Source organism: Ectothiorhodospira shaposhnikovii, assembly GCF_022227765.1.
GTDB lineage: Bacteria > Pseudomonadota > Gammaproteobacteria > Ectothiorhodospirales > Ectothiorhodospiraceae > Ectothiorhodospira.
In genome coordinates, this window is record NZ_JAJMLZ010000007.1 from 25215 (window position 1) to 49805 (window position 24591).

26 protein-coding genes and 1 pseudogene are annotated in these 24591 nt (G+C 61.1%); 5 read left to right on the forward strand and 22 right to left on the reverse strand.

The window, feature by feature from the left end:
* Positions 1–86: 86 nt before the first annotated feature.
* The 14 genes and pseudogenes from flgL to LQD11_RS10585 all read right to left on the reverse strand — a co-directional run bounded on the left by flgL (position 87) and on the right by LQD11_RS10585 (position 12658).
* The gene (gene flgL / locus LQD11_RS10520) at positions 87–1001 is read right to left on the reverse strand and encodes a flagellar hook-associated protein FlgL (RefSeq protein WP_238617508.1); all 915 of its coding nucleotides are present in this window, start codon (positions 999–1001) and stop codon (positions 87–89) included.
* A gap of 2 nt (positions 1002–1003) precedes the next feature.
* A complete protein-coding gene (gene flgK, locus LQD11_RS10525; protein WP_238617509.1) occupies positions 1004–2644 on the reverse strand; it encodes a flagellar hook-associated protein FlgK in 1641 nt (546 codons plus the stop codon).
* 67 nt (positions 2645–2711) lie between these two features.
* Positions 2712–3725: a flagellar assembly peptidoglycan hydrolase FlgJ gene (gene flgJ / locus LQD11_RS10530; protein ID WP_238617510.1), complete on the reverse strand. Its 1014-nt coding sequence runs from the start codon at positions 3723–3725 to the stop codon at positions 2712–2714.
* A gap of 14 nt (positions 3726–3739) precedes the next feature.
* A complete protein-coding gene (locus LQD11_RS10535; RefSeq protein ID WP_238617511.1) occupies positions 3740–4870 on the reverse strand; it encodes a flagellar basal body P-ring protein FlgI in 1131 nt (376 codons plus the stop codon).
* A 12-nt stretch (positions 4871–4882) separates the two neighbouring features.
* Positions 4883–5578 carry a flagellar basal body L-ring protein FlgH gene (flgH, locus tag LQD11_RS10540; protein WP_008931716.1) on the reverse strand — a complete coding sequence of 232 codons (696 nt, stop codon included), beginning with the start codon at positions 5576–5578 and terminating at the stop codon, positions 4883–4885.
* Between the two features lie 61 nt (positions 5579–5639).
* Positions 5640–6428 carry a flagellar basal-body rod protein FlgG gene (gene flgG / locus LQD11_RS10545; protein ID WP_008931717.1) on the reverse strand — a complete coding sequence of 263 codons (789 nt, stop codon included), beginning with the start codon at positions 6426–6428 and terminating at the stop codon, positions 5640–5642.
* Between the two features lie 33 nt (positions 6429–6461).
* Positions 6462–7202 carry a flagellar basal body rod protein FlgF gene (locus LQD11_RS10550; RefSeq protein ID WP_238617512.1) on the reverse strand — a complete coding sequence of 247 codons (741 nt, stop codon included), beginning with the start codon at positions 7200–7202 and terminating at the stop codon, positions 6462–6464.
* 15 nt (positions 7203–7217) lie between these two features.
* A complete protein-coding gene (locus LQD11_RS10555) occupies positions 7218–7982 on the reverse strand; it encodes a flagellar hook protein FlgE (RefSeq protein WP_238617704.1) in 765 nt (254 codons plus the stop codon).
* Positions 7983–8066: 84 nt separating this feature from the next.
* Positions 8067–8972, reverse strand: a pseudogene (locus LQD11_RS10560) (flagellar hook-basal body complex protein); the annotation flags it as partial.
* Positions 8973–9015: 43 nt separating this feature from the next.
* Positions 9016–9693, reverse strand: coding sequence for a flagellar hook assembly protein FlgD (locus LQD11_RS10565; RefSeq protein WP_238617513.1), 678 nt, complete (start codon positions 9691–9693; stop codon positions 9016–9018).
* A 12-nt stretch (positions 9694–9705) separates the two neighbouring features.
* Positions 9706–10125 carry a flagellar basal body rod protein FlgC gene (gene flgC, locus LQD11_RS10570; RefSeq protein WP_008931721.1) on the reverse strand — a complete coding sequence of 140 codons (420 nt, stop codon included), beginning with the start codon at positions 10123–10125 and terminating at the stop codon, positions 9706–9708.
* 16 nt (positions 10126–10141) lie between these two features.
* Positions 10142–10540 (reverse strand): flagellar basal body rod protein FlgB, encoded by a 399-nt coding sequence (gene flgB / locus LQD11_RS10575; RefSeq protein ID WP_238617514.1) that lies wholly within the window; start codon positions 10538–10540, stop codon positions 10142–10144.
* A 184-nt stretch (positions 10541–10724) separates the two neighbouring features.
* Complete coding sequence (locus LQD11_RS10580; protein WP_238617515.1) at positions 10725–11555, reverse strand: CheR family methyltransferase; 831 nt, start codon at positions 11553–11555, stop codon at positions 10725–10727.
* A gap of 170 nt (positions 11556–11725) precedes the next feature.
* Complete coding sequence (locus LQD11_RS10585; protein ID WP_238617516.1) at positions 11726–12658, reverse strand: chemotaxis protein; 933 nt, start codon at positions 12656–12658, stop codon at positions 11726–11728.
* 196 nt (positions 12659–12854) lie between these two features.
* Between LQD11_RS10585 and flgA the strand changes: the two genes are divergently transcribed.
* From flgA to LQD11_RS10605, 4 genes are all read left to right on the forward strand, one after another.
* Positions 12855–13589 carry a flagellar basal body P-ring formation chaperone FlgA gene (gene flgA, locus LQD11_RS10590; protein ID WP_238617517.1) on the forward strand — a complete coding sequence of 245 codons (735 nt, stop codon included), beginning with the start codon at positions 12855–12857 and terminating at the stop codon, positions 13587–13589.
* 101 nt (positions 13590–13690) lie between these two features.
* A complete protein-coding gene (flgM, locus tag LQD11_RS10595; RefSeq protein ID WP_238617518.1) occupies positions 13691–13999 on the forward strand; it encodes a flagellar biosynthesis anti-sigma factor FlgM in 309 nt (102 codons plus the stop codon).
* 2 nt (positions 14000–14001) lie between these two features.
* Positions 14002–14487 carry a flagella synthesis protein FlgN gene (locus tag LQD11_RS10600; protein WP_238617519.1) on the forward strand — a complete coding sequence of 162 codons (486 nt, stop codon included), beginning with the start codon at positions 14002–14004 and terminating at the stop codon, positions 14485–14487.
* A 132-nt stretch (positions 14488–14619) separates the two neighbouring features.
* On the forward strand, positions 14620–15402 hold the full coding sequence (locus LQD11_RS10605; RefSeq protein WP_238617520.1) for a flagellar brake protein: 783 nt from the start codon (positions 14620–14622) through the stop codon (positions 15400–15402).
* Between the two features lie 207 nt (positions 15403–15609).
* Here LQD11_RS10605 and pufB (LQD11_RS10610) read toward each other — a convergent pair whose 3' ends face one another.
* From pufB (LQD11_RS10610) to LQD11_RS10640, 7 genes are all read right to left on the reverse strand, one after another.
* Positions 15610–15747 (reverse strand): light-harvesting antenna LH1, beta subunit, encoded by a 138-nt coding sequence (pufB, locus tag LQD11_RS10610; RefSeq protein ID WP_008931729.1) that lies wholly within the window; start codon positions 15745–15747, stop codon positions 15610–15612.
* Between the two features lie 17 nt (positions 15748–15764).
* Positions 15765–15965: a light-harvesting antenna LH1, alpha subunit gene (pufA, locus tag LQD11_RS10615; RefSeq protein WP_238617521.1), complete on the reverse strand. Its 201-nt coding sequence runs from the start codon at positions 15963–15965 to the stop codon at positions 15765–15767.
* Positions 15966–16652: 687 nt separating this feature from the next.
* Positions 16653–16859, reverse strand: coding sequence for a light-harvesting antenna LH1, alpha subunit (gene pufA, locus LQD11_RS10620; protein WP_238617522.1), 207 nt, complete (start codon positions 16857–16859; stop codon positions 16653–16655).
* 76 nt (positions 16860–16935) lie between these two features.
* Entirely contained in the window at positions 16936–17085 is a 150-nt protein-coding gene (gene pufB / locus LQD11_RS10625; RefSeq protein WP_008931732.1) for a light-harvesting antenna LH1, beta subunit, read from the reverse strand.
* A 270-nt stretch (positions 17086–17355) separates the two neighbouring features.
* Positions 17356–18798, reverse strand: a complete 1443-nt coding sequence (locus LQD11_RS10630; protein WP_238617523.1) for a BCD family MFS transporter — start codon at positions 18796–18798, stop codon at positions 17356–17358.
* 46 nt (positions 18799–18844) lie between these two features.
* On the reverse strand, positions 18845–19711 hold the full coding sequence (gene bchL / locus LQD11_RS10635; RefSeq protein WP_008931734.1) for a ferredoxin:protochlorophyllide reductase (ATP-dependent) iron-sulfur ATP-binding protein: 867 nt from the start codon (positions 19709–19711) through the stop codon (positions 18845–18847).
* A gap of 173 nt (positions 19712–19884) precedes the next feature.
* On the reverse strand, positions 19885–20310 hold the full coding sequence (locus tag LQD11_RS10640; protein WP_008931735.1) for a zinc-ribbon domain-containing protein: 426 nt from the start codon (positions 20308–20310) through the stop codon (positions 19885–19887).
* A gap of 195 nt (positions 20311–20505) precedes the next feature.
* Here LQD11_RS10640 and LQD11_RS10645 point away from each other — a divergent pair, with 195 nt between their 5' ends.
* Entirely contained in the window at positions 20506–23103 is a 2598-nt protein-coding gene (locus tag LQD11_RS10645; RefSeq protein WP_238617524.1) for a PEP/pyruvate-binding domain-containing protein, read from the forward strand.
* A gap of 88 nt (positions 23104–23191) precedes the next feature.
* Here LQD11_RS10645 and gdhA read toward each other — a convergent pair whose 3' ends face one another.
* A complete protein-coding gene (gene gdhA / locus LQD11_RS10650) occupies positions 23192–24541 on the reverse strand; it encodes an NADP-specific glutamate dehydrogenase (protein ID WP_008931737.1) in 1350 nt (449 codons plus the stop codon).
* Positions 24542–24591: the final 50 nt, after the last annotated feature.

Consider the following 24591-nt stretch of genomic DNA (forward strand, 5'->3'; position numbering starts at 1 on the left):
GGTGGAGATGCAGTCGCCCTCATCCCCGCCCCTTCTCCCCCAAGGGGAGAAGGGAGTATCCGTGGCTGAACCTGGCTGCCCTCACGTCAACGCAGGTAGTCGAACAGGGACAGGCGCTGGACCTGCACATAGGTCTGCTGGGCCGCCTGCAGACTCACCTGTTGCAGGCTGAATCGGCTGATGGCCTCGGCATAGTCCAGGTCGCGGATCTGGGACAGGGTGGTCTCCAGCTGCAGGATCTGCTCGGCGTTGAGATTCTCCTGGGTTTCCACGCCGTTGAGCCGGGCGCCCAGGGTGGCCTGGATGTCCAGGATCCGGCCCAGGCTCTGATCCAGTTCGGTCAGCTTGTCACCCACGCCCCCGGCGGCCTGAAATGCGGCGGGATCTTCCAGAGTCAGGATCAGCTCGCCGATCTTCTCGAACAACGCCGTGTCGGATGCACCGTCACCGAACACCTCGCCGCCGGGATTGCCCAGATTGACCCGGCGCACGGGACTGATGTCCACCTCCCGGCTCATGTCCGCGCCGGAATAGGCGTAGTTACCGGCATCAATGTCGACATCAAACGGCCTGGCATCCGAGGCATATCCCGAGAAGATATATTCCCCGTTGGCATCCCGGGCATTGGCCAGATCCACCAGACCCGCCAGCACCTGGCGCATCTCGGCGGCGATGTAACGCCGGGTTTCGTCGGTCTCGGTGCCGTTGTTGGCCCGCACGGTCAGTTCCCGGATACGCTGCAGACCGTCGGTAACCCCTCCCAGGGTACTTTCCGTCAGTCGCAGACGCTGCTCGGCCAGGGTGGCGTTGCGCTGGTACTGCTCGGTGCGCTCGATGCTGCTCTCGAACTTGAGGGTCTGCACGCTGCCGCTGGGATCATCGGACGGCCGCAGGATACGTCGACCGGTACTGAGCTGGTTCTGGGTCTTGGCCAGTTCCTGCTGCCGGCGCTGAATGACATCAATGCCATTCTGGAACATCTGACTGGTGGATATACGCATGACTAGCGCCTCACTGCCCCGATGAGGGTATCGAACAGGGTGTTGGTGATGGCAATGATCTGGGCCGACGCCTGGTAAGCCTGCTGATAGCGCAGCAGGTTGGCGGCTTCTTCATCCAGGTTCACGCCGGACACGCTTTCCCGCTGGGCCTTGGCATCCGCCAGCAGCCGCTCCTGGGCCAGGGAAGCCACCTCGGCCTGGCGGGTTCTCGTACCGATCCTGCCCACCAGTCCATCATAGGCCCCTTCCAGGGAGGTAGTACCGCCATTGAGGAAGTTGGTGGTCTGAACCTTCGCCAATGCCAGGGCATTGCGGTTGTCGCCGACGCCGCCCGGCTGGCCGGCCGCCGCGATCTCCTCGGGGTTCTTGATGGTCACGGCAATGTCCGCCGAGGCATTGCGGGTGGGACGGATGAGGAAACTGTCTCCAGCGGACCCCGAGGCAGGCATGGTGATGACCAGACCGTCCACCTTGATCTCATCCCCCGCGCCGTAACTCCCCAATTTCCGACCGTCCGACACACGGGTCAGATGCCACTCGCCACCTTCATGCGTCAACCGGTAGTCGCTGGCCTTGAGCTGCCCCCACTGACTCGGGTCGGTATCGAAAGTCACCGTGGGATTGGGGCCCGAGACCCCCTTGCCCGGCAACACTTCCGGGGTTGGCACCTTGAAAAACGCCTTGTCCGTCTCCCCCAGCAGATCATAACCTTGCCGATGCTGGTCATTGAACGCCAGGGCAAGCCCCACCGCCACCCGACCCAACTCGTTGTGGGCCACATCCAGCACGTTATTGCGGACTTCCAGCAGTCCTCCCAGCTGCCCACCCGTCATCTGACGGGTGATGTCGACGGCCTTGTCTCCCGTGCCGAGCCGGATTTCCAGGGGCATACCGGGGGTGGAAGGCACCGCGTTCAGGGGCGTTGCCCGGTTTCCCAGGACCACTCCCTGCCCACGCCCGATGAAGACATTCATCGCCCCATCGTCCTGCTCGACCGTGGTCACATCCACATAACCCGACAGCTCCAGGATCAGCTGATCCCGCTTGTCCAGGAGATCGTTGGGCGGCTGTCCCCGGCCCTGGGCACTGACGATCTGGGCGTTCAAGCGTGCAAGGGCGTCGGTGATACTGTTGATTTCCTGGACCGAATCGCCGATCTGACCATCGACGATGAACTGCTGATCCTGGAATCGCTGATGCAGAAAATTGAACCGATCCACCAGCGATTCCGCTTCCGCGAGCAGCACGGTGCGGTTGGCACTGGAAGTGGGGTCGTTCGCCACCCCCTGCACCGCGGAAAAGAAACCCTGCAAGGCAGGGGCCAAACCCGCGGAGGGATCCGCCACCAGATTGTCCACCCGGCTCAGGGAGTCATAAAGCGTGTCGTAGTAGCGACTGGTGGAAGTGGTGTTGCGTAGCTGAGTCTGGATGAATTCGTCATACATGCGGCGGATGGTCGTACCCTGCACGCCCTTGCCGATGTATCCCCCCCCCGAAAACTGAGCCGGCCGGGTGGCCACTTCCGCGCGCTGGCGGCTGTAACCCTCCGTGTTGACGTTGGCGATGTTATGCCCCGTGGTGTCCAGCGCCCGCTGGGCCGTGTTGAGTGCCGAGGTCGCAATGTTGAACAGTCCGCTGGTCATGACAGCCTCCCGGCGAACCGCTCCGCCTGATACTCGATGTAATACATGGACATGGTGCTTCCCTCCGTCAGATTGTCGGCGGCAAGGTGCCGGACTTGAGTGCCGCCAGGGTGTCACTCAAGGTGCCGCGTTCCAGGATATTGAGAATCTTGTCGGCATAGGCCGGGTCGGTGGCATAACCGGCCGCCTGCAGGCCCCTGACATAGGCCTCCGCATCCCCCGCCACTTCCAGGGCCTGGCGATAGCGGGGATTGGTCTGCAGGAAGTTCACATAATCGGCAAAGCTTTCCGCCAGGCTGCCGTAGGAGCGAAAGGCCGCCCGCTGCAATTCGGGGACATCATTCACATACTCCAGGGTCTGCACATGGGCCCGCTCTCCCTCCCAGCGGCGATCGGCCTTGATGCCGAACAGATTGTGACTGCTGCGGCCATCACCATGCCGGATGACGTGGCGCCCCCAGCCGGTCTCCAGGGCGGACTGGGCCACCAGCACCTCCGGGGCCACTCCCAGAGCCCTGGCGGCCCGCTGGGCATGGGGCCAGAGATCCCGGATGAACTCCCGTGGAGACCCCGGAGACCAGGGACCTTCGGCCGCCGTGCCATCACCCGCCCGGGCGGCCCTCGTCACCTTCGAGGCCCTCGCGGCATCCTTCACCGTCGCTGCCTCGGATGCCTTCGAGGCACCCGTCATCGCGGCTGCTTCGATTGCCGAGCGCACCACCGGGATCCGGTGCACGGGCATGTTCAGTGCTCCCGTCGACATCGACCCGGCATCGGCGCCGATGCCCGTCAGCTCACGCATGACCTGCTCCCGTAGACCGATGCCGTTGCCCCGGGCCATGTCCAGGGCGATCTGCTGATCGAACATGCCCTGGAAGAAACGGGTGTGCTCGCCGGTGAGCCCACCATCCGTGGGCATGGCGGCCCGCATGCTCTTGAGCATCTGCTGGATGAACAGGGCCTCGAACTGACGCGCCACCTCGTCCGACGCCTCCGCGGACCCGGACTGGGTACGGGCACGCAGTTCCGCCAGACCGTGCATGTCGGTGTAGTGGTAACTGTCGGCGATGTGGCTGGTCATGTGCGCTCCCCCCGTCAGATGACGATCAGCTCGGCGCGCAGGGCGCCGGCCTCGCGCAGGGCTTCCAGGATGGAGACCAGATCACCGGGAGCCGCGCCTACCTGATTCACGGCCCGGACGATTTCGTCCAGGGTCACGCCGGGATTGAACAGGAACATGCGGCCGTCTTCTTCCGTCACCTCGATATCCGTTTGCGGCGTCACCACCGTCTCGCCCTGCCCGAAGGGGGCGGGCTGGGAGACCTGGGCGCGCTCGGTGATGGTCACCGTCATGCTGCCGTGCGACACCGCCGCCGGCATCACCCGTACATTGCTGCCGATCACCACCGTGCCGGTGCGGGAGTTGACGATCACCTTGGCCGGCGGCTCACCGGGCTGGACCCGCAGGTTTTCCAGCACCGAGATGAAGGACACTCGCTGCCCCGGATCCCGCGGCGCGCTGACCCGTACCGAGGAACCGTCCATCGGCCGGGCGGTTCCGGGTCCCATGGCATCATTGATGGCATCACTCAGGCGATTGGCGGTGGTGAAGTCGTGGCGGTGCAGATTCAGGGTGACGTGATCACCCTGGGCAAAGGCCGAGGGCACCTCGCGCTCCACCGTGGCACCATTGGGAATGCGGCCCACGCTGGGGACATTCACGCTGACCCGGGAGCCATCGGCGCCGGCCACGCCGAAGCCGCCCACGATCAGATTGCCCTGGGCAATGGCATAGGTCTGGCCGTCCGCCCCCTTGAGCGGGGTCATGAGCAGGGTGCCGCCCCGCAGGCTGCCGGCGTTGCCGATGGAAGATACCGTGACGTCGATGGTCTGGCCCTGCTTGGCAAAGGGCGGCAGGTCGGCATGGATCATCACCGCCGCCACGTTGCGCAACTGGGGATTGACGTTGGGTGGCACGGTGACACCCAGCTGACCCAGCATGTTCTTGAGGCTTTGCACCGTGAACGGTGCCTGGGTGGTCTGGTCGCCGGTGCCGTCCAGACCCACGACAAGGCCGTAACCCACCAGCTGGTTGCTTCGGACGCCGGCCACCGAGGCCATGTCCTTGACACGCTCCGCCGCGCCCGCGCCGGAGGGGAGGATCAGGGACAGCACCAGCAGTGTCACGGCCCAGACGATCAGTACTGTACGTATGTTGTTAGACATGGCGCGGCACTCCTAGAAAGGCCACACGGGGCTGTTGAAGAATCGGCTCAACCAGCCCTGGCGGTTGCTGTCGGCCAGGGCACCCCGCCCCCCATAGGCCACCTGGGCAGAGGCCACCTGGGTGGAAAGGATGGTGTTGTCGGCGCGGATGTCCACGGGTCGGACGATTCCCCTTAGCCGGATGTACTCCTCGCCCTGGTTGATCTTCAGCCACTTCTCTCCCTGTACCACCAGGTTGCCGTTGGGCAGCACCTCCGACACCATCACGGTGATGGAGCCGTCCAGCCGGTTGCTCTGGGAAGCATTGCCCTGGCCGTCGAAATCCCGGTTGCCACTGATCTCGGTGTTGAGCAGGGGACGGCCGTTGTGGGTGACCGGTCGCCCCAGGATGGTGGGGTTGGCCATGCTCACACTGGACTCCTTGCTGGTGGAGGTACTGGCCGACTTGCTGGCCTGGGTCCTTTCCGCCAACAGCACCGTGAGGACATCCCCCACCTGGCGAGCCTTGTAGTCGGCAAACAGGCCCTGCACCGCCGTGGGCTGGAAGATGGCGCCGTTGTTGTGTTCCGGCGGTATGGGCATGGGCGGCATGACGGTGGCGAAGTTGGGATTGTCGCCCCGCTCCACCGGCTTCACCGTGGCGCAGCCGCTCATGACCACCAGAAGACATGCCAGGGGCAGGCCCGCAAGGGCAAGCGGCGGCCGCATTGGAGTTTTCAGGTTTCGGGTGTTCATGATGGGCTACCTTCGGTCATGAATCGGGCCGGGATCACAGATTGTTGTTGATGTACTGCATCATCTGGTCGGAGGTGGAAATGGCCTTGGAATTGATCTCGTAGGCCCGCTGGGTCTCGATCATGTTCACCAGCTCCTCGGCGATGTTCACGTTGGAACTCTCCAGGGAGCCTTGCATCAGACGGCCCAGACCGTCCTGGCCGGGATTGCCCTGCTGGGGCGCGCCGCTGGCGGCGGTTTCGATGAACAGGTTCTGGCCGATGGGCTGCAGGCCGGCGGGATTGATGAAGTCGGCCAGCTGGATGTTGCCCACTTCCACCGGGGCATTTTCCTGACCGGCCAGGGTGACGCTGACGATACCGTCCTGGCTGACGGTGATGCTGGTGGCGCCTTCCGGAATGAAGATGCCCGGCTGCAGCTCAAAGCCGTTGGACATGACCACCTGACCATCGGCATTGAGCTGGAAGCTGCCGTCCCGGGTATAGGCGATGTTGCCCTCGGGAGTCAGGATCTCGAAGAACCCCCGCCCCTGAACGGAGATGTCCAGGGCATTGTCGGTCTGGATATGGTTGCCCTGGGTGAAGATCTTGTCGGTGGCCACGGTGCGCACCCCTACCCCGGTCATCAGACCGGTGGGCAGCTGATTGTTCTGCGCCGCCTGGGCACCCGGCTGGCGCACGGTCTGGTAGATCAGATCCTCGAACGAGGCGCGCCCCTTCTTGAAGCCCGTGGTATTCACGTTGGCCAGGTTGTTGGAGACCACCGACATGCGGGTCTGCTGGGCATCCAGCCCGGTCTTGGCAATCCAGAGTGCTTGATTCATGATCTTGTCCTCCTGCTAGGCATGGCCGGCCGATCAGGACATGCGCAACAGCTGGGCGCTGCTGCGATCCAGATCTTCGGCGGTCTTCATGAGCTTCACGTAGGTTTCGTAATTCCGTGCCAGCTCGATCATGTTGACCATGGCTTCCACGGTGTTGACGTTGCTGCCTTCGAGCATCCCGGAGGTCAGTGAAACGGCGGCATCGGCCGGCTCCACCTGGCCGTCTCCCCGACGAAACAGGCCGTCCTCGCCCCGCGCCAGTGCCTCCAGGGGCGGATTGACCAACTTCACTCGTCCCACTTCGGCCAGGACGTTGGCCTCCTGGCCGAGGGGGCGGATGCTGATGGTGCCGTCACCGCCGACGAGAATGGTCTCGAAGGGCGGGATGGCGATGGGACCGTCCTCGCCCAGTACCGGCAGGTCATCACCGGTGGTGAGCAGGCCCACGTTGTTCACCTTGAAATTGCCTGCCCGGGTGTAGGCCTCGGTACCGTCCAGGGCCTGGACCGCAATCCAGCCGTCACCCTGCACCGCCACGTCCAGATCCCGGCCGGTGGCAACCTGCGGACCGTGGGTGAAGTCCGCCTCCACGGCCTGAAGCTGGGCATAGTCCCGGCTGTCGAACACCGGCCCCCGCAGGGGATGGTTGGTGAACACCTCCAGGCTCTTGCGAAACCCGGTGGTGTTGGCATTGGCCAGGTTGTGGGTGTTGACCTGCTGGGAGTGCGCGGCCTCCCGAGCGCCGGTCATGGCGATGTAGAGCATGCGGTCCATCAGTCGTTACCTCCGTTAACGGATGTTGATGATGGTCTGCGTCAGGGTGTCGGCGGTGCTGATCACCTGGGCATTGGCCTGGAAGTTGCGCTGGGCGGTGATGAGCTTGACCAGCTGATCGGCGATGTTGACGTTGGCCGCCTCATAGGCGCCGCCCTGGATCAGTCCGAAATTGGACTCGCCACCACGCCCCAGCAGGGGCTCGCCGGAGCTGGACGACACCACCCAGTTGGTCCCGCCCACAGGCTGCAGCCCCTGGGGGTTGTCGAAGTTGGCCAGCGCCACCTGCCCCAGCGGACGATTCGCGCCGTTGGAATAGCGGGCAAACACGGTACCGTCCGTGTCCACGTCCACGCTCACCAGCTGGCCGGCGGCATAACCGTCCTGCCTCAACGCGGCGACGCTGAATTTGTTGCCATACTGGGTGGTCTGGCCGAAGTCCACTTCGATGTTCAGGTCCGCTGCACCGTTGGGCAATCCGGAAGCACTGAGAACCAACGGCTGGGTGGCGGTTTTGTCCAGTGTGCCGTCGTTCTTGAATGCCAACTTGCTCTCGCCCACCTTGACCTGCTCTCCGCCGATATCCATGTAGGCGGCCACGTCCCAGGTCTTTTCCTCGGGTGGAGGCTGGCGCTGCACGAACAGGGACACCGTCCGGGCAGACCCCAGCGAATCATAGACGGTCAGTGAAGTTGAATAGTTGAAGGTATCCGGATCCTGGGGGTCTATCGCCTGGACTTCACCGGCCGATGTCAGGGTAATGAATTGACCGGGCTCCATGTCGTCAATGTCGGCGGCCGTGATGGACCCCGAATCCGAAGTGCCAAGACTGAATTCCCCGCCGGGGAAGTTGATCGTCACGGGATTGCTGGTGTTGTTGGTGACGTTGATGGATCCGTCCGCTTGCGCCACCGCCGTCACACCGGGAATAAGGCCGCTGATCGCCGCCTCAAGATAATTTGCCGTCACTGTCGCCGGCAGCTCGCTGGTGCGACCCGTACCGAGATCCCCATCGAAATTCCACGTCAGACGCTGTCCCGGCTGCAAAACCGAAGCATCCAGCGGCGTGGCAGTGCCGTCACCCGGTACCACGACATTGCTGGGTGAACCAAATCTCAGTTCCTGGCCCGTATTGTTCTGAATTTCCACTTCGCCCGCGGCATTCAATGCAATCGTGATGTCGTCAATATCGTTGAGTCCGCCCGGCACGGTCAGGACATTCAACAGTTCCTGTGGCGTCACCTCCCCTCTCAGGTTGACATGTTGAACACCACCGAGGGGATCGGCCTCGGAGCTGAGGTTCATCAAGGCATCAATGGTCGTGGTCGGACGCGGTGCGGCGTCACCCGTCGTGAGCCGGATCGGCTGCAGCAGGTTTCCGCCGTCGGGCGGATACCCCATCAGGCGCTGCCCGGCGGCATTGACCATGAAGCCTTCCCGATCCACCTGGAACTGTCCGGCGCGGGTGTATTCAGTGATGCCGCCGCGGTCCAGGATGAAAAAGCCCTGACCATTGATGGCCAGATCCAGGTTATTGTCCGTAAAGTTCAGGTCACCCTGGGTGAACTGCTGGGTCACGGACGCCAGATTCACGCCGCTCCCGGTGGCGGTCTTCGAGACCCCGGTATAGGACAGCGCAAACACATCCGCGAACTCGGCACGGGAGCGCTTGAAACCCGCCGTGGAGGAGTTGGCGATGTTATGCCCCGTCACCTGCAGATCCGATGAGGCCGCGTTCAGACCGGTCAGACCGATATTGAATGATGGCATGGTGTAACCCTCAGTTTATTGGCTTGTTTCTAAAAGACGCGTCTCAACCGATCTGCCGGACCGTGGCCAGGTCGATCTCACCGAAACCTTCCACGATCAGCGTGACTCCCCCGCCGGCCTGCCCGGTACGCACACTGTCCACCCGTGCATTGAGCAGGGTCTGGGGCTGGCTGGTCTGGCCGTCGAGTTGGGCCTCGGCACGAAACTCATACACCCCCGGTGGTGCCCGCTCGCCGTCCGTGGTGATGCCGTCCCAGACAAAGGATTTCATGCCACTCCCCTGCCCACCCATGGGGATGCGACGCACCAGTACACCCGCCTCGTTGTAGACGTTCACCGTCAAATCATTGGCGGAGGCTTTCAGATCCACCCCGCCGCGGATACCGCCCTCCTCACCCAGCACCGCCAGATCCACCGGAATCAGCACCTCGCGATCCACCAGGGCGGCGGCCTGCAGGGTCTGATTGGCCTGCATGGCCTGGGCAATGCCGTCAAAGGATTTCTGCAGCTCACCAATTCCGTTGACCGTGCCGAACTGGGCGATCTGGCCCAGAAAATCACCACTTTCCATGGGTTCGAAGGGGTCCTGGTTCTGCAACTGGGTGATCATCAGCTTGAAGAAATCCGCCTGTCCCAATTCGTCCCGGCTGGACTCCTTTTTCTGTCCGGCGGCCGAGGTCAGGCCCAGACTGGCCAGGGTGTTGGCATCAATGACGCTCATGGTTCATCCCTCCTATGACTGGCCCAGTTGCAGAGTTCGCAATAGCAATTGCTTGGTGGTATTCATCACTTCCACGTTGTTCTCGTAGCTACGGGACGCGGAAATCATGTTGGCCATCTCGTCCACCAGATTGACGTTGGGCATGTAGACATACCCTTGTTCATTGGCCAGCGGATGATGAGGCTCATATTTCACAAAGGGCTCGGCCTGGCTCTCGACGATGCCGGCCACCCGTACCGGGGAAGTGGACGCACTGCCGCCGAACTGGTCCATCACGGTCTGGAACACCGGCTGCTTGGAGCGGTAGGCCTGCTCGGGGGTGGTGCTGGCCACCTGGGCATTGGCCATGTTGCTGGCGATGGTATTCAAACGTACCGACTGGGCGCTCAGCGCCGAACCGGAGACGTCGAAGATCTTGAACATGTTGCTCATGACTTAATCTCCCGGCCTATTCGCCTTTGAGGGCCGTGCGCAGGCCGCTGAATTTCTTGCTGAGAAAATCCAGGCTGGCCTGATACTGCACGGTATTTTCGGCAAAGGCCGCCTGCTCCAGCTGGGGGTCCACCGTGTTGCCATCCAGGGATGGCTGGGTGGGCACCCGATAGAGCGGCTCACCCAGAGCCTGACCCGAGGCATCAGTGGCAATATGGGCGGCGTGGGTAAGGCGCAGGCCCAGGGCATCGGGCTGATGCGCACGACTGAGCACCTGACGAAAATCCAGGTCCCGTGCCTTGTAGTTGGGGGTGTCGGAATTGGCGATGTTGGAGGCGAGCAACTCCAGGCGCTTTGAGCGCACCTGCAGCGCATCGCCGTGGATACCAATGGCCCTGTCTATGGAAAGTGGCATGGACTCGACCTCAAGAAATGTTCCTGAAGGTCGAAAATGCAATCAACGTGCCATAAAAGAAAGTCTCGTTATTTTAGAGACTTAAGGGAAAGGCACCCGGAATCGGAGAGGCTGCCACGGCAAGATACCGCCGTTCGCAAGGTCCCGGCCCATGGAGCGGGTCGGGTTATTGACGCCTGTGCTTTCAGCGCAGGCGATATACAACGCCCGGATTGCAACGCACCATTTCAAAGGCGTCGGAATAATTGGCCATGGACTCGGAGGCCCCTAGGAAAAGATAACCACCCGGATTGAGAATCTGGGAGATACGCTTGAGAATCAGCTTCTTGGAGTCAATGGAAAAGTAGATCAGGACATTGCGACAGAACACCACATCAAAACGCCCCAGCAGGGTGTAGCTGTCCATGAGATTGAATTCACGGAAGGTGGCGCGGGCCTTGATGTCGGGCCGGAGAGACCAGCGATCGCCATTCTGCACGAAGAAACGTTGGCGTCGCTCAAGGGACAGGCCGCGGGCGACGGCCAGGGAATCGTAGCTGGCCTCTCGCGCTTCCTTGAGCACCGCGCCGGAGATGTCCGTGCCCAGGATCTGCACATCCCGCAGGCTGCCGGGGCGGGATTGCTGGTATTCACTGAACCCCATGCTGATGGAATAGGCTTCCTGTCCGGATGAGCAGGCGGCAGACCAGATGCGCGGGGCGTATCCCGCCCCCTTCTGCTTTGCCAGTTCCGGATAGATCTGGTTCTTGAGGATCTCAAAGGGAAACACGTCCCGAAACCAGTAGGTTTCGTTGGTGGTCATGGCCTCGATCACCCGCTCTCGCAGCCCGGGATTCCGCCCCAGCTTGAGCTGCCTGAGCAGCTCGCTCACGGAAGAAACCGAGAACTCGCCCATGAGCCGCGACAGGCGGCTGTTCACCAGGTAGTGCTTGTTTTCCCCCAGGACCAGTCCACAGGACTTCTCCAGAAACAGCCTGAAATCCTCGTAATCCTGAGATTCGATAGGGCCTGACAAGGTGGTTTCCTGTTATGGATCAATCTTTCGTTATAGAACACAAACCATCGAACGGCATATGGATGGTACACAGTATACCTTCGGGATCCCCCGAAGGGGGTATGCCGAACCACCGTTCAAGGGGCACGCAATGACCGCCGGGCGGCATGATCCTGCCGACCGTGACGTTCTCATTGAGCGGCATCATCCCCCTGAAGGTATCCCAGCACGACCTCCGCCAGCTCATCCGGACTGAACTTGGGCAGAAAACGGTCTGCTCCCGCCCTGCGGACCAGGGTTTCGTTGAAGGTTCCACTCAGGGAGGAATGCAGCACCACATGCAGACGGGACAGGGCCGGCTCCTTGCGGATGGTGGAGGACAGCGTGTAACCATCCATCTCAGGCATCTCGATATCCGAGATCACCAACCCGATCTGCTGCTCGATGGGACCTTGGGCAGCCAGTTCCAGTAACTTGTCCAGCGCCTGCCTGCCGTCGTTCACCACCACGGATTCCACGCCCATCTGGGTCAGGGCACGCACGATCTGCCTGCGCGCCACTGCCGAATCGTCGGCGACCAAGGCTCGACGCACCCTCCCCCCTTCCTGAATGTTGGACAGCAGCGAGTCACTGACGTCCCTTGCCGGACCGGTGATCATCTCCAGCACCTTTTCCACGTCGATGATCTCCACCAGACGATTATCGACCTGGGTCACGGCCGTCAGGAAACTGTCCTTGTGCGTGCCCCGGGGAGGTGGATGAATCTGATCCCAGTTGAGATTGATGATGCGATCCACCGACGCCACCAGAAGCCCCTGTACGGAACGGTTGAACTCGGTAAGAATGACAAATGAACCGCCCTCTCTGGAGGGAATGGGGGGCATGCCCAGTGCTTGCGCCAGATCGACCACGGACACGGTCTTGCCTCGCAACGTGGCCACGCCGCGGATGATGGGGTGGGCACTGGGAAGCCGGTTCAAGGCGGGACAGGTGATGACCTCGCGCACCTTGAAGACATTGATGGCAAATAACTGACGGCTACCCAGGGTGAAGAGGAGCAGTTCCAGACGATTCTGCCCCACCATCTGGGTCCGACGATCGACGTCATCCAGCAAGCTGCTCATCAGGCTCTCCCGCGGGTGTTTGCAGATCATACCCTCTCATCCAGAAGTATGATCGGCCACGGCGAAGATTTCTTGAAAATTTTCTGGCCCTCATCTTGCAACCTATCTCCCCAGGGACATCATGCGCCACAGATCCGGCGCTTCTTGAAATACCCCCGGGTATGGGTGATGAACCATCCAGCGAGGTAGCAGCACGATGTTTTTCAACTTCCGGAAGCGCCGCCACGGGATCAGCCTGAGTCTTTTCACGAGTTTGCTGATCTGCGCCCCCATCAATCTCATGGCGGTCGAAACGCAGTCGCACGACAGCATTTTGACGGCCGCCGGCGCATTTCTCGGTCAACAGGCACGCGCCCACCACGGCGAGTATGTGGACGTACGTATCAACCGGGGTTCACTGGACCCGCGTCTGCGACTCAGGGCCTGCGATGGACCACTGGAAACCTTTCTGCCGCCGGGCACCAGGATGACCGGTCATACCACCGTGGGCGTTCGCTGCACCACTCCATCGCCCTGGAGCCTTTTCGTACCCATGCAGATTGTCGTCCGTGGCGAGGTCGTGGTTCTGGAAAGAGCCCTGCCCCGGGGCACCCTGATCTCCGAGGGTGACATCCGGCTCGAACTGCGTGACCTGGGCAGCATGCACGGCGGGTATCTCACGGAACCCACGGCAGTCACCAACATGGTCCTCAGACGGGCCCTGCCCGCCGGTACGGCCCTGAGTCCCCAGATGGTGGAACCTCAGCGGCTGGTGCAGCGAGGACAGAAAGTCATGCTGGTGGCACAAAACACCGCCATCTCCGTGCGCATGGAGGGACAGGCGCTCGCGGACGGCGCCTATGGTGACCGGGTTCAGGTTCGCAATCTGTCCTCCCGGCGCATTGTGGAAGGTCGAGTGCTGTCAGCCGGGGTGGTGGGTGTTAATATGTGAGTCAAATTGCACTGACTGCCCCTACTGCCCCTAAAGAAACCCGCGAATCGGCCGATACGATTTCTAAGAAGTGGCCGTTCAGTGCACGCGAGGAACGCAATATGTCCATCGACATCAAGAATTTAACCCAGACTCAGCCGCGCAGCGCCGGGGAGAGCCGTGGTGCCTCCGACGTGGCCAAAGGCGCGCGCTCGGGCGGTGGCACGGGATTTTCCGGTCCGGTGGGCGACAAGGTCACCCTGACCGAAACCGCCCGGCGCCTGAGCACGCTGGAGCAGAACGCCAGGGCACAACCCTCCGTCGATCAGGAAAAGGTGACGGCTATCCGTCAGGCCATCCAGGAAGGGCGCTATGAGATCAACGCCGAGTCCGTGGCCAGCAAAATCCTGAAGACTGAAGACCTGTTCTAGCCATGAACATGCGCTCGTTTCCGGAGCAACTGGATCAGATCCTGACCCATTCGGTGCGGGAAGCCTCTGCCCTGGAACATGCCCTGCAACTGGAAGGACAGGCCCTGAGCACCCGGGATCTGGAAACCCTTAACCTGGCCATCGCTCAAAAGCAGCAACAGGTTGAGCGACTGGAGCAACTGACCCGTGATCAGGGTGCCCTGCTCAAGCGGGAGGGGTATGAGAACAATGCCCAGGGCATGGCCCGCTGCCTGCGCGACTGGGATGCCGAGGGCGTCCTGGCGCCGATATGGGATCGACTGGTGGACCTCATGACCCGTTGCCGTCAGCTGAATCTTGCCAACGGCGGCGTAGTGGAAACCAAGCGGCGCCATGTGGAACAGGCGCTGCACATCCTGCGAGGCGAGGACCCCCGCACCGAGTTGTACGGCCCCCGCGGGCAACCCACCTCCGCCGGGGGAAAGTCCCGCACCATCACCAAGGCCTGACCTCTCTCAGGCATCCGCCCCCCTTGCGTGCGCACGAAAGGGCTGATTCTTTCCCAGACTGTGCTAGCCTCAGTATAGGCTCCAGAAAAAGCATATACCTGGAGGTGTCATAGAGCGCGGAGGGTCCGGCCCATGAATCAGCCCATCAATCAGACATCGGCGACCACCCACAGTCCCCCGCCGGGCTCACGGCGAGAACATATCCCTCGGCAGGAGCGCATCAATGCTCTACTCAGGGACCTGGAAGCGCGTCGCGCCTCCATCAGCATACGCTTCGGCCAGGATCAGGAGTTTTTCCATGGCACCCTGAATCGGATGGATCCGTCACGGGGATGGCTTTTCCTGAGCGAGCTGACCCCTTATCAGGGCAATCTGCGCATGGCTGCAGGGCAGCAAATCCATATGTATGCAGTACTCAACGCGTCCTGCCTGCACTTTCGCGCCGAAGCGCTTCACTCCGGAGAGCACGATGGCGAAGCCTTCCATGTGGTCTCCATGCCCACCGAACTGGACAGCGAGCAGAAACGCGCCCACTTCCGTGCCCCCGTTGATGACTCACCCGGCACGCCCGTCACCCTGGTGGACAGGGACGGACGCCAGTTCACCGGCAACCTGGTGGATATATCGCTGGGAGGACTGCGCGCCATGTTCCCGCTCAAGACCCCTATTCACGCCAGGGATCTGTTAACCCTCAGCAAACTCGCTTTTTCGGACATCGAGCTTGTCCAGTGTGGCATTCAGATCCGCTTTGCTTCCGACGACAAGGAAACCGGCACAAGGCTGGTTGGCGGAAGATTTTATGATCTTTCCCAGTCGGATGAGCAGGCACTGCTGCGAACCCTGCTATTCATGGAGCGTGAAAGGGTTCAGCAGTGCGAACCTGAACACAGGACCTTTTATCCGCCCGGGCAATAGGGGAAGTCAAGGTCAAAAGGCGGGCGGCAAGAAGCCAACAGGCGATAAAGAGAGACGCAGAAGGATGTGTACTGAAAACAAGGAAGGTAGAGGGGCCTGAAAGCCCGTATGGCATCGGCCTCTGCAAAGTCACGATGCGACATACTTTTTGGGTATTTTCAAGCCACCTCTACCTGCACTGCTGATACTGCAACTGCCAAGACCTTCTTAGTAGAAGGGTCTCCACAGGAACACCAGGAAGTGAGCAGCAGCAGCAATCACCATGAACACGGTGAAGGTGGTCTTGAACTGCTCGTGGAATTCCTTGGCTTGCTCTTCGCTCAGGCCGGAGATGCTGTCATTCATGGTCTATTCCCCTTTCGTTACTCAGAAGCTTCAACAGCGCTGGCGTCGAAGGTCAGCGGGTTGTAGTTGTCATTGGCATACACGAAAGCGTGCACAGCCAGAGCCACGACGAGAACAGCCATCAGGATCGGCATCAGCCAGGTGCCGGGATTGACCACCAGCCACAGCTTCCAATCGTCTTTGGGATTGCTCGGCTTGCTCGGTCTGTATTCACTCATTGATATTGCCCTCTTGGTTTATAACCTTGGCCATCATGGATGACCAGGATGTTTGCAACCACCGCTTATTCTAACGGTTAAGGTTGTCTCAAAGTGCTCTTGAATCACCCAGTCTCCATGTCCTTTTCTTTACTTTTCTCAAGACACTTCGACTGAAGTCTCCCTGATCGGGTTTTATATTCTGCCTTGCTGACCGAAGAAGAGTAAGCACCTTCGGATACCGCTGCGGCATGGTTGTAAGTCTACGTTGACAGACATAAATGTCAAGGCGACCCACCACACCCCGACAGCCTTCGAAAAGCCCTAAAAAAACCACCATTACCCTTTTAAAAACATGAAGTTAAAAAATCCGCACTCAAACGCCGGCATGCACCGACAATGCGATCGACGGACCTTTTACTGACGCAGATCAGTTTCTCAAAAAGGCGTCTTAAAGGGCGTCAGAACAGTTTCAAGCTCACGAATCCCACACATCAAAAGGCGCAAGAAAATGCCCTTACAAGCCCCTGAAAACCTCTGTCAGGCCTGCTGAGCATTGATAAAGGGGGCTATACCAGGTCAATCATGAGATGCATCCCACGGAGCCTGGTTGCTTTAGCTTTTAAAAGCGATATGACAGAAAAAAAACGGCCGGCGAATACTCGCCGGCCGTTTCTACAATCACACTGAAAAGCCGTGGTCGGCTTATCAGGCAACTTCCTCAGCCTGCACAGTGGTCACGTCGCTGCGCAGCGGGTTGTAGTTGTCATTGGCATACACGAAGGCGTGCACAGCCAGGGCAACCACCAGAACAGCCATCAGGATCGGCATCAGCCAGGTGCCGGGGTTAACCACCAGCCACAGCTTCCAATCGTCGGAGGGGTTGCTCGGCCGCTTTGCTCTGTATTCGCTCATTGAAATCACCCTGTCAATTTTTTCGAACTGAAACTCAGTCAAAGCCACACGGAATCACCGTGCGGTGTTACCGTTCTTAGTAGAACGGTCTCCACACGTAGACGAGGAAGTGGGCAGCAGCGGCAAGCGCCATGAACACGGTGAAGGTGGTCTTGAACTGCTCGTGGAATTCCTTGGCCTGCTCTTCGGTAAGACCGGAAATGCTCTGCACGTATTCGTCGGACATTCAAAGACCCTCCATAGGGTTTGCTGTGACTACTCGAATTCATCGACTCCAGCAGCGGTATTCGCTTCGTAGCCCTGAATTCGGGCTTCAATCCCCTGCCTTGAGTCTGGTTGTAAGTCTACGCTGACACATTTCCATGTCAACGGGGGAGAACAGAGTTTCGGAGCAAATGCGACGCTGCCGTTGACCGGGGTCAAGTTTTTCGCCTCCCCTCCTCTCCCCGTTCATAAACCGGAACGGGAAGAGGAGGATAAAGGTTTCAAACCGGCCTCAGACAGTCGGGAAATCGGTCATACCGAACTTACCCTGTGGACCGGTGGCAGGCGGCTCTTCCTTGGCACGCAGCAGAGGAATCATCACCACCAGCACGGCCAGCAGCAAGGCGATCTCCAGATAGTAGACCGCCAGGTATCCGGTGGCCGGCGCCGCCAGGGTCTCTCCCAGCCAGCCGTTGCCCGTGATCCAGCCGACCAGATCGCGAATGGCCCCTCCCAGGAAGATGGCGCCACCGGCGGCGGTGGCCTGCACCGCCCCCCAGGCACCCACCGCCATGCCGCTTTGCTCATTGCGGGCAAACCCCATCATGGCCAGCAGGGTGGAGACTGCAAACAACCCGCCGCCAAAGCCGATCAGGAAGGCACCGACACGGAACACAATGGTGGAGTCCATCGGTACGGCGATCACGACCACGATGAAGGCCAGAACGCCGACTGCGGCCCCCACGGTGGCAATCCTGTAGCAATTGGCGCCGCGGGTCAGCAACCTTGCCGCCAGTGCAAACGCGATCAGCATGCCGGTGGCCCATGTGGCAGTCAGAGTGGTGGTGGCCGCCACCGACATGCCCAGGATCTCGCCGCCGTAGGGTTCCAGCAGGATGTCCTGCATGTTGAACCCGGCGGTTCCCAGGGCGATCACCACCAGCAGGCGGCGAATATGCCCGATGCCGCTGAAGGATCGCCAAGCCTCCATGAAGGGAACACCGGGCTCATGCCTGGCCTTGGCCCGCTGCTGATTGATGGCCTCCTGCTTCCACAGGGCCGCCAGGTTCAGCAGGATGGTCAGCACGGCCACGCCCTGCAGCACTTCGATCAGACGCCCCGGCGTGTAATCGGTCAACAGGAAACCGAAGACGGAGGACGCCAGCACCATGCCCAGCAGCAGCACCACGTACAGCAATGCCACGACACGGGGACGCTGCTCGGGAGCCGCCAGGTCCGTGGCCAGGGCCAGACCGGCGGTCTGGGTCATATGCATGCCCGCCCCCACCAGCAGGAAGGCGATGGCGGCCGACAGCGGCCCCAGGAAGGCCGGTCCGCTGCCGTCCGCCAGTACCAGCAGGGCAAAGGGCATGATGGCCAGGCCGCTGAACTGCAACAGTGTCCCCATCCACAGATAGGGCACCCGCCGCCAGCCGAAAGCGGAGCGGTGATTGTCTGATCGATGCCCCATCAGCGCCCGCAAGGGCGCGAACAACAGGGGCAACGACACCATCAAGGCCACGATCCAGGCAGAGACCCCCTGCTCCACCACCATGACCCGGTTCAGGGTCCCGGTGAGCAGCACCATGGACATGGCCACGGCCACCTGGAACAGGGCCAGACGTAACAGCCGCGGCAGCGGCAACTCCTTGGTGGCCGCATCGGCAAACGGCAGGATCTTGGTGCCGAACCGACCGAGCAGCCCCATGAAAGCACCGGATACACCCTTGCTCATCACCAGGACTCCCCGTAGGTGGATTGAACGGATACGTTAGCACTCATCAGTCAAATCCCAGGAAATCGAAGATTTCACGATCCTTCATCGGCTTGGCCCGCTGTGATTCCACACCGTCCAGCAGGGACTGCGCCAGGCGCATGTATTCATCCTGGGCAATCTTGAGTTCATCCTCGGGAGGCATTTCGAACACGGTGGACTTCTTCAGGCGACTGCGCCGGATCACGTCCAGCAACGGAAAATGGGCCAGACGCTTGAGACCCACCGCTTCGTTGAAACGATCGATCTCGTCGGTGTTCACGCTGCGGTTGGCGATGACGCCACCGATGCGCACCTGATAGTTCTTGGCCTTGGCCTCGATGGCGGCGGCGATGCGGTTCAGGGCAAAGATGGAATCAAAGTCGTTGGCCGTCACGATCAATGCCTGGTGGGCATGCTGGAGCGGTGCGGCAAAGCCGCCGCAGACCACGTCGCCCAGCACGTCGAACACCACCACGTCGGTGTCCTCCAGCAGATGATGCTGCTTGAGCAGTTTCACCGTCTGTCCCACCACGTAACCACCACAGCCGGTACCCGCGGGGGGACCGCCCGCCTCCACGCACATGACGCCGTTATAGCCTTCAAAGACGAAGTCCTCGGGACGCAGCTCTTCCTCGTGGAAGTTCACCGACTCCAGTACGTCGATGACCGTGGGCACCATGCGCTTGGTGAGCGTGAAGGTGGAGTCGTGCTTGGGATCACAACCAATCTGCAGCACCCGCTTGCCCAGCCGGGAAAAGGCGGCCGACAGATTGGAAGACGTGGTGCTCTTGCCGATGCCGCCCTTGCCGTAGATGGCAAACACGCGCGCCGAACCGATGTCCAGGTTCGGGTCCATGGCGACCTGGACACTGCCTTCGCCATCGGGCGGCATGGGGCAGTCGTTATTGCAAGTGGAATTCACGCAGTGGCCTCCTCGGAAATGCCTTCGACGCGATCATCAAGAATCCCGCCGAGAAAACGAGACGTGGAAAACGGGGAAAAAGGCCTGCCGGCCATCCCGGGCCGGGACCAGTGCGGCAGAAACGCTGCCCCGGGCGGTTTTCTTCAACCGCCCAGCTTGCGGTGGTACCAGAGGTTTCTGGCTTCGTTGTAGAACAGCCAGATGATACCCGCATAGACCATGATATCAGCGATATAGAAGACCAGTGCGCGACCTTCATCACCACTGGTCCCCATGAAGCTCTTCATGCCCATACCCAGACTCAGGCCACCGAAGAAAAGCAGCACCGACATGATGCGATGGCGCTGAACCCGGTCGGTAAAGGCCAGGTATTCCTGCTCGCCACGCAGCCATTCCTCGTCCACCTCCGGCTCTTGCTGTGCCGGGGTGGGCTGGACCGACTCCTGGACGGTATCCTGCCAGGATGTGGATTCGGCGGATTCCAGGGCAATGGGCGCACCGCAACCCGGGCAGGTGGGCGCCTTGTCCGAGACCTGACGTCCGCATTCAGGACAGTCTATCAATGCCATTTCTGATCCCCTGTAGAATTGATTGCCATGCATTCCGGCAGCCGGGTAAACACAACGGTGTATCCGACCCGAGCCAGATGGCGTAGCCAGCCATGATACTAGGCGATCTGCAACGGGTGAATAGGCACAGGGCGGCAAGTGGCTTTACCGGTGTGACACAGGTCATTGGCAGGGCAATCAACAGGAGAGGACATGATGAATCGGGACAACAGGGTTTCCACCGGACTGGACGGTCTGGACGCCGTGATCGACAGCCTTCGCATCGGCGACAACGTGGTCTGGCGCGTGGACCACATGGATGACTACCGGCGCTTCATCGATCCCTTTCTTGCCGCGGCCCGGGAACGCCGGCGTGCCATCATCTACCTGCGCTTCGGTCGCCATGCCCCCCTGGTGGAGGCCGGGCCCGATGTCCATATCGTGCAGCTGGATGCCCTGTGCGGCTTCGAGGCTTTTACCTGTCACGTCTACCAGTTGATCACCGACCATGGCAGGGGGGCATTCTATGTCTTTGACTGTCTCTCCGACCTGCTCTCCGCCTGGGCCACGGACCTGATGGTGGGCAACTTCTTCCAGGTGGTCTGCCCCTATCTGTATGAGCTGGACACGGTGGCCTACTTCGGTCTTCTGCGCCATCGCCATTCCCATCACACCGTGGCCCGCATCCGGCGGACGACCCAGGTCCTGATCGATGTGCGCCGCACCCGCGAGGAATGTCATGTCCAGCCGGTCAAGGTCTGGAAGCGCCACTCGCCCACCATGTTCCTGCCCCATCGCTGGCGGGACGACCGATTTTCCCCCGTGATCGACAGCAGCGATGCCACCCGGGTACAGACCGCCCTGGAGCGGGATCATGTACAGGAACCGCAACGTCATCTGGACTACTGGAATGCCCTGTTTCTGGAAGCCGCGGCACAACTGCAAACCTCCGGTGACGAGGCCGGACGGGCCGCCCAGGTGGAACGACTGTGCCGCGTGATGCTGGGTCGGGACGAACGCATCCTCGACATGGCCCACCGGTATTTCCACCTGGAGGATCTCATGGCCATCCGTGCCCGCATGATCGGCAGCGGTCATATCGGCGGCAAGGCAGTGGGGATGCTCCTGGCACGGCAAATCCTGCGGCGGGAAGACCCGGATACCTGGGAACGGAGCCTGGAGCCCCATGATTCCTTCTTTCTGGGTACCGATGTCTACTACTCCTTTCTGGTACACAACGGCTGGTGGCCCAGGATCATGCGTCAGCGCACGCCGGACGGCTATTACAGCGAGGGCCAGGCCCTGCACGAGCGCATGCTCCATGGTCGCCTGCCCGATGAAATCCGCGAGGAGCTGGCCAGGATGCTGGACTACTTCGGCCAGTATCCCATCCTGGTGCGTTCCAGCAGCCTGCTGGAGGATGGCTTCGGCAATGCCTTCGCCGGCAAATACGACAGCGTCTTCTGCGTCAACCAGGGCACCCCGGAGGAACGGCTCGAAGCCCTGGAACAGGCCATCTGCCGGGTCTTTGCCAGCGCCATGAGCGAAGACGCCCTGGTCTACCGCAGCCAGCGGGGCCTTGCCGACCTGGAGGAGCCCATGGCCCTGCTGCTGCAGCGGGTCAACGGCCGTTACCATGGCCGTCATTACCTGCCGGATGCCGCCGGCGTCGGTGTTTCCCGCAACATCTTTGCCTGGGACCGGGACATGGACCCGGCGGCGGGCATGGTACGCCTGGTCATGGGGCTGGGTACGCGGGCCGTGGATCGCAACGATAGCGACCATGCCTGCATCATTGCCCTGGATCACCCGCTCAAGCGGCCCTTTGCCCATGCCGACGATGGTCGTTTCTGCCAGCACAAGGTGGACACCCTGGACGTGCTGGACAATGAACTACTCAGTCGCCCCTTGCGGGATCTGGTCGAGGCGGACATGGATCATGTGCTGCAATGGTGCGGGGAACCGGACCGGGAAGCCAGCGAGCAATCCCGAAGCCTGGGTGGACCACCGATGTGGCGACTGACCTTCCGGCCGTTACTGGAGAAGACATCCTTCGTGCCCATGATTCAGGGGCTTTTACAAACACTGGAGTCGGTGTATGCCTATCCGGTGGATGTGGAATTCACCGTTCATCTGGGAGCGGACGGCAGCCCTTCATTCAATCTGGTGCAGTGCCGCCCCCTGCAGACCCAGGGCGGCAACCACCAGGTCCGGATCCCCGCTACCGTCGATGACGACGCGATCCTGTTCCGCAGCCAGGGGCACTTCATGGGCGGCAGTCTGGATCAACCCATCGCACGCATCATCCGCGTGGATGGTGAACGCTACAGCGCCCTGACTCTGCAACAAAAATACACCGTGGCCCGTCTGGTGGGACAACTCAACCGGCGCATGTCGGATCGGGATGACCAGCCTACCCTGCTGATCGGCCCGGGACGCTGGGGCACCAGCACGCCGGAACTGGGCGTGCCGATCCGTTTTGCCGATATCAGTCGTATGGCGGTCCTGATCGAGGTCGCCGAACTGGGCGGCGGCGTGATTCCGGATTTGTCCTATGGTTCCCACTTTTTCCAGGATCTGGTGGAATCCGGCATTGCCTATGTGGCCCTCCGTCCCCGGGAGGCCCATACGGACTACCGGCCGGACCGGCTCCACCAGGCCGTTCGGGAAGCGATTGATCCCGATCTGGTGGAAGGCCTGAACGAGACCGTACTCGCGACCGTGGAGATCCACGATGTGCGTGCCCTGGACATGAAACTGCTGGCGGACGTCATCAGCCAGCAGGTCCTGTGCTGTGCATTCAGACGCATCTAAGCGCCGCGCAAAATGATGAAAAAAAGCCCCGGGTTCCCACGCGGGGAACCCGGGGCCGGGGTCTTGCAGCCCGATCAGGACGAACGGATCAGATGACGCCCATGGCCACCATGGCACCGGCCACCTTCACGAAGCCGGCGATGTTGGCACCCACCACGTAGTTGCCGGGGGCACCGAACTCTTCGGAGGTCTGGTGGCAGTTGCGATGGATGTCCACCATGATTTCACGCAGACGCTCTTCGGTGTGCTCGAAGGTCCAGGAATCGCGGCTGGCGTTCTGCTGCATTTCCAGGGCGCTGGTGGCCACGCCGCCCGCATTGGCGGCCTTGCCGGGACCAAAAGCGACACCGGCCTCGGTGAAGAAGCGGATGGCCTCCGGGGTGGAAGGCATGTTGGCACCTTCCGCCACGGCGATGACCCCGTTCTTGATCAGGGTCTTGGCATCGGTACCGTTGAGCTCGTTCTGGGTGGCGCAGGGCAGTGCCACCTGGCAGGGCACACTCCAGATATTGCCGTTTTCCAGATATTTGGCGCTCTTCTTCTCTTCAGCGTAGGCACTGATGCGGCGACGCTCCACTTCCTTGATCTGCTTGACCAGATCCAGATCGATACCGTCCTTGTCCACGATCACGCCGTTGGAATCGGAACAGGCGATGACCTTGGCACCCAGGGACATGGCCTTCTCCATGGCGTAGATGGCCACGTTACCGGAACCGGACACCACGCAGGTCTTGCCGTCGAAGGAATCGGAACGAACCTTGAGCATTTCCTCGGTGAAGAAGACGGTGCCGTAGCCGGTGGCTTCCTTGCGGGCACGGCTGCCGCCCCAGTTCAGGCCCTTGCCGGTAAACACGCCGGATTCATAGCGGTTGGTGATGCGCTTGTACTGACCGAACAAGTAGCCGATTTCGCGCTGACCCACACCGATGTCGCCGGCCGGCACGTCAGTGTACTCACCCAGATGGCGGTACAGCTCGGTCATCATGCTCTGGCAAAAACGCATGATCTCGCCGTCGGAACGTCCCTTGGGATCGAAGTCGCTGCCGCCCTTGCCGCCGCCGATGGGCATGCCGGTGAGGGCATTCTTGAAGATCTGCTCAAAGCCCAGGAACTTGATGATGCCCAGGTAGACGGAAGGGTGGAAGCGAATACCGCCCTTGTAGGGTCCCAGGGCGCTGTTGAACTGTACCCGGAAGGCACGGTTGATCTGGGTAACACCCTTGTCATCCTGCCACGGTACCCGGAAGATGATCTGCCGCTCGGGCTCACAGATCAGCTGGATGATCTTGCGATCGGCAAATTCCGGATACTTCACCAGGACCGGACCAAGGGATTCCAGCACTTCACGAACCGCCTGATGGAACTCCGTTTCCCCCGGGTTTCTGCGCAAGACTTCCTGATAAATGGGTTCCAGCTTTTCGTCGAGACCTGCCGCCATATTTTATTTCTCCAGCACAGCCGGGCTCGACCAGGGGACGGAGCACGGCG

Bases quoted from the DNA above. Each gene is read 5' to 3' on its own strand.
- LQD11_RS10550 (WP_238617512.1), bottom strand. From the start codon at position 7,202: ATGGACCGCATGCTCTACATCGCCATGACCGGCGCTCGGGAGGCCGCG.
- flgM (WP_238617518.1), top strand. From the start codon at position 13,691: ATGTCCATCGACATCAAGAATTTAACCCAGACTCAGCCGCGCAGCGCC.
- LQD11_RS10600 (WP_238617519.1), top strand. From the start codon at position 14,002: ATGAACATGCGCTCGTTTCCGGAGCAACTGGATCAGATCCTGACCCAT.
- gdhA (WP_008931737.1), bottom strand. From the start codon at position 24,541: ATGGCGGCAGGTCTCGACGAAAAGCTGGAACCCATTTATCAGGAAGTC.
- flgJ (WP_238617510.1), bottom strand. From the start codon at position 3,725: ATGACCAGCCACATCGCCGACAGTTACCACTACACCGACATGCACGGT.
- flgA (WP_238617517.1), top strand. From the start codon at position 12,855: ATGTTTTTCAACTTCCGGAAGCGCCGCCACGGGATCAGCCTGAGTCTT.
- LQD11_RS10630 (WP_238617523.1), bottom strand. From the start codon at position 18,798: ATGAGCAAGGGTGTATCCGGTGCTTTCATGGGGCTGCTCGGTCGGTTC.
- LQD11_RS10605 (WP_238617520.1), top strand. From the start codon at position 14,620: ATGAATCAGCCCATCAATCAGACATCGGCGACCACCCACAGTCCCCCG.
- LQD11_RS10640 (WP_008931735.1), bottom strand. From the start codon at position 20,310: ATGGCATTGATAGACTGTCCTGAATGCGGACGTCAGGTCTCGGACAAG.
- pufA (WP_238617522.1), bottom strand. From the start codon at position 16,859: ATGAGCGAATACAGAGCAAAGCGGCCGAGCAACCCCTCCGACGATTGG.
- pufA (WP_238617521.1), bottom strand. From the start codon at position 15,965: ATGAGTGAATACAGACCGAGCAAGCCGAGCAATCCCAAAGACGATTGG.
- LQD11_RS10565 (WP_238617513.1), bottom strand. From the start codon at position 9,693: ATGAGCGTCATTGATGCCAACACCCTGGCCAGTCTGGGCCTGACCTCG.
- LQD11_RS10555 (WP_238617704.1), bottom strand. From the start codon at position 7,982: ATGGAGCCCGGTCAATTCATTACCCTGACATCGGCCGGTGAAGTCCAG.
- flgH (WP_008931716.1), bottom strand. From the start codon at position 5,578: ATGCGGCCGCCGCTTGCCCTTGCGGGCCTGCCCCTGGCATGTCTTCTG.
- flgK (WP_238617509.1), bottom strand. From the start codon at position 2,644: ATGACCAGCGGACTGTTCAACATTGCGACCTCGGCACTCAACACGGCC.
- flgB (WP_238617514.1), bottom strand. From the start codon at position 10,540: ATGCCACTTTCCATAGACAGGGCCATTGGTATCCACGGCGATGCGCTG.
- LQD11_RS10585 (WP_238617516.1), bottom strand. From the start codon at position 12,658: ATGAGCAGCTTGCTGGATGACGTCGATCGTCGGACCCAGATGGTGGGG.
- LQD11_RS10645 (WP_238617524.1), top strand. From the start codon at position 20,506: ATGAATCGGGACAACAGGGTTTCCACCGGACTGGACGGTCTGGACGCC.
- pufB (WP_008931729.1), bottom strand. From the start codon at position 15,747: ATGAATGACAGCATCTCCGGCCTGAGCGAAGAGCAAGCCAAGGAATTC.
- pufB (WP_008931732.1), bottom strand. From the start codon at position 17,085: ATGTCCGACGAATACGTGCAGAGCATTTCCGGTCTTACCGAAGAGCAG.
- LQD11_RS10535 (WP_238617511.1), bottom strand. From the start codon at position 4,870: ATGTCTAACAACATACGTACAGTACTGATCGTCTGGGCCGTGACACTG.
- flgL (WP_238617508.1), bottom strand. From the start codon at position 1,001: ATGCGTATATCCACCAGTCAGATGTTCCAGAATGGCATTGATGTCATT.
- bchL (WP_008931734.1), bottom strand. From the start codon at position 19,711: ATGCCGCCCGATGGCGAAGGCAGTGTCCAGGTCGCCATGGACCCGAAC.
- flgC (WP_008931721.1), bottom strand. From the start codon at position 10,125: ATGAGCAACATGTTCAAGATCTTCGACGTCTCCGGTTCGGCGCTGAGC.
- flgG (WP_008931717.1), bottom strand. From the start codon at position 6,428: ATGAATCAAGCACTCTGGATTGCCAAGACCGGGCTGGATGCCCAGCAG.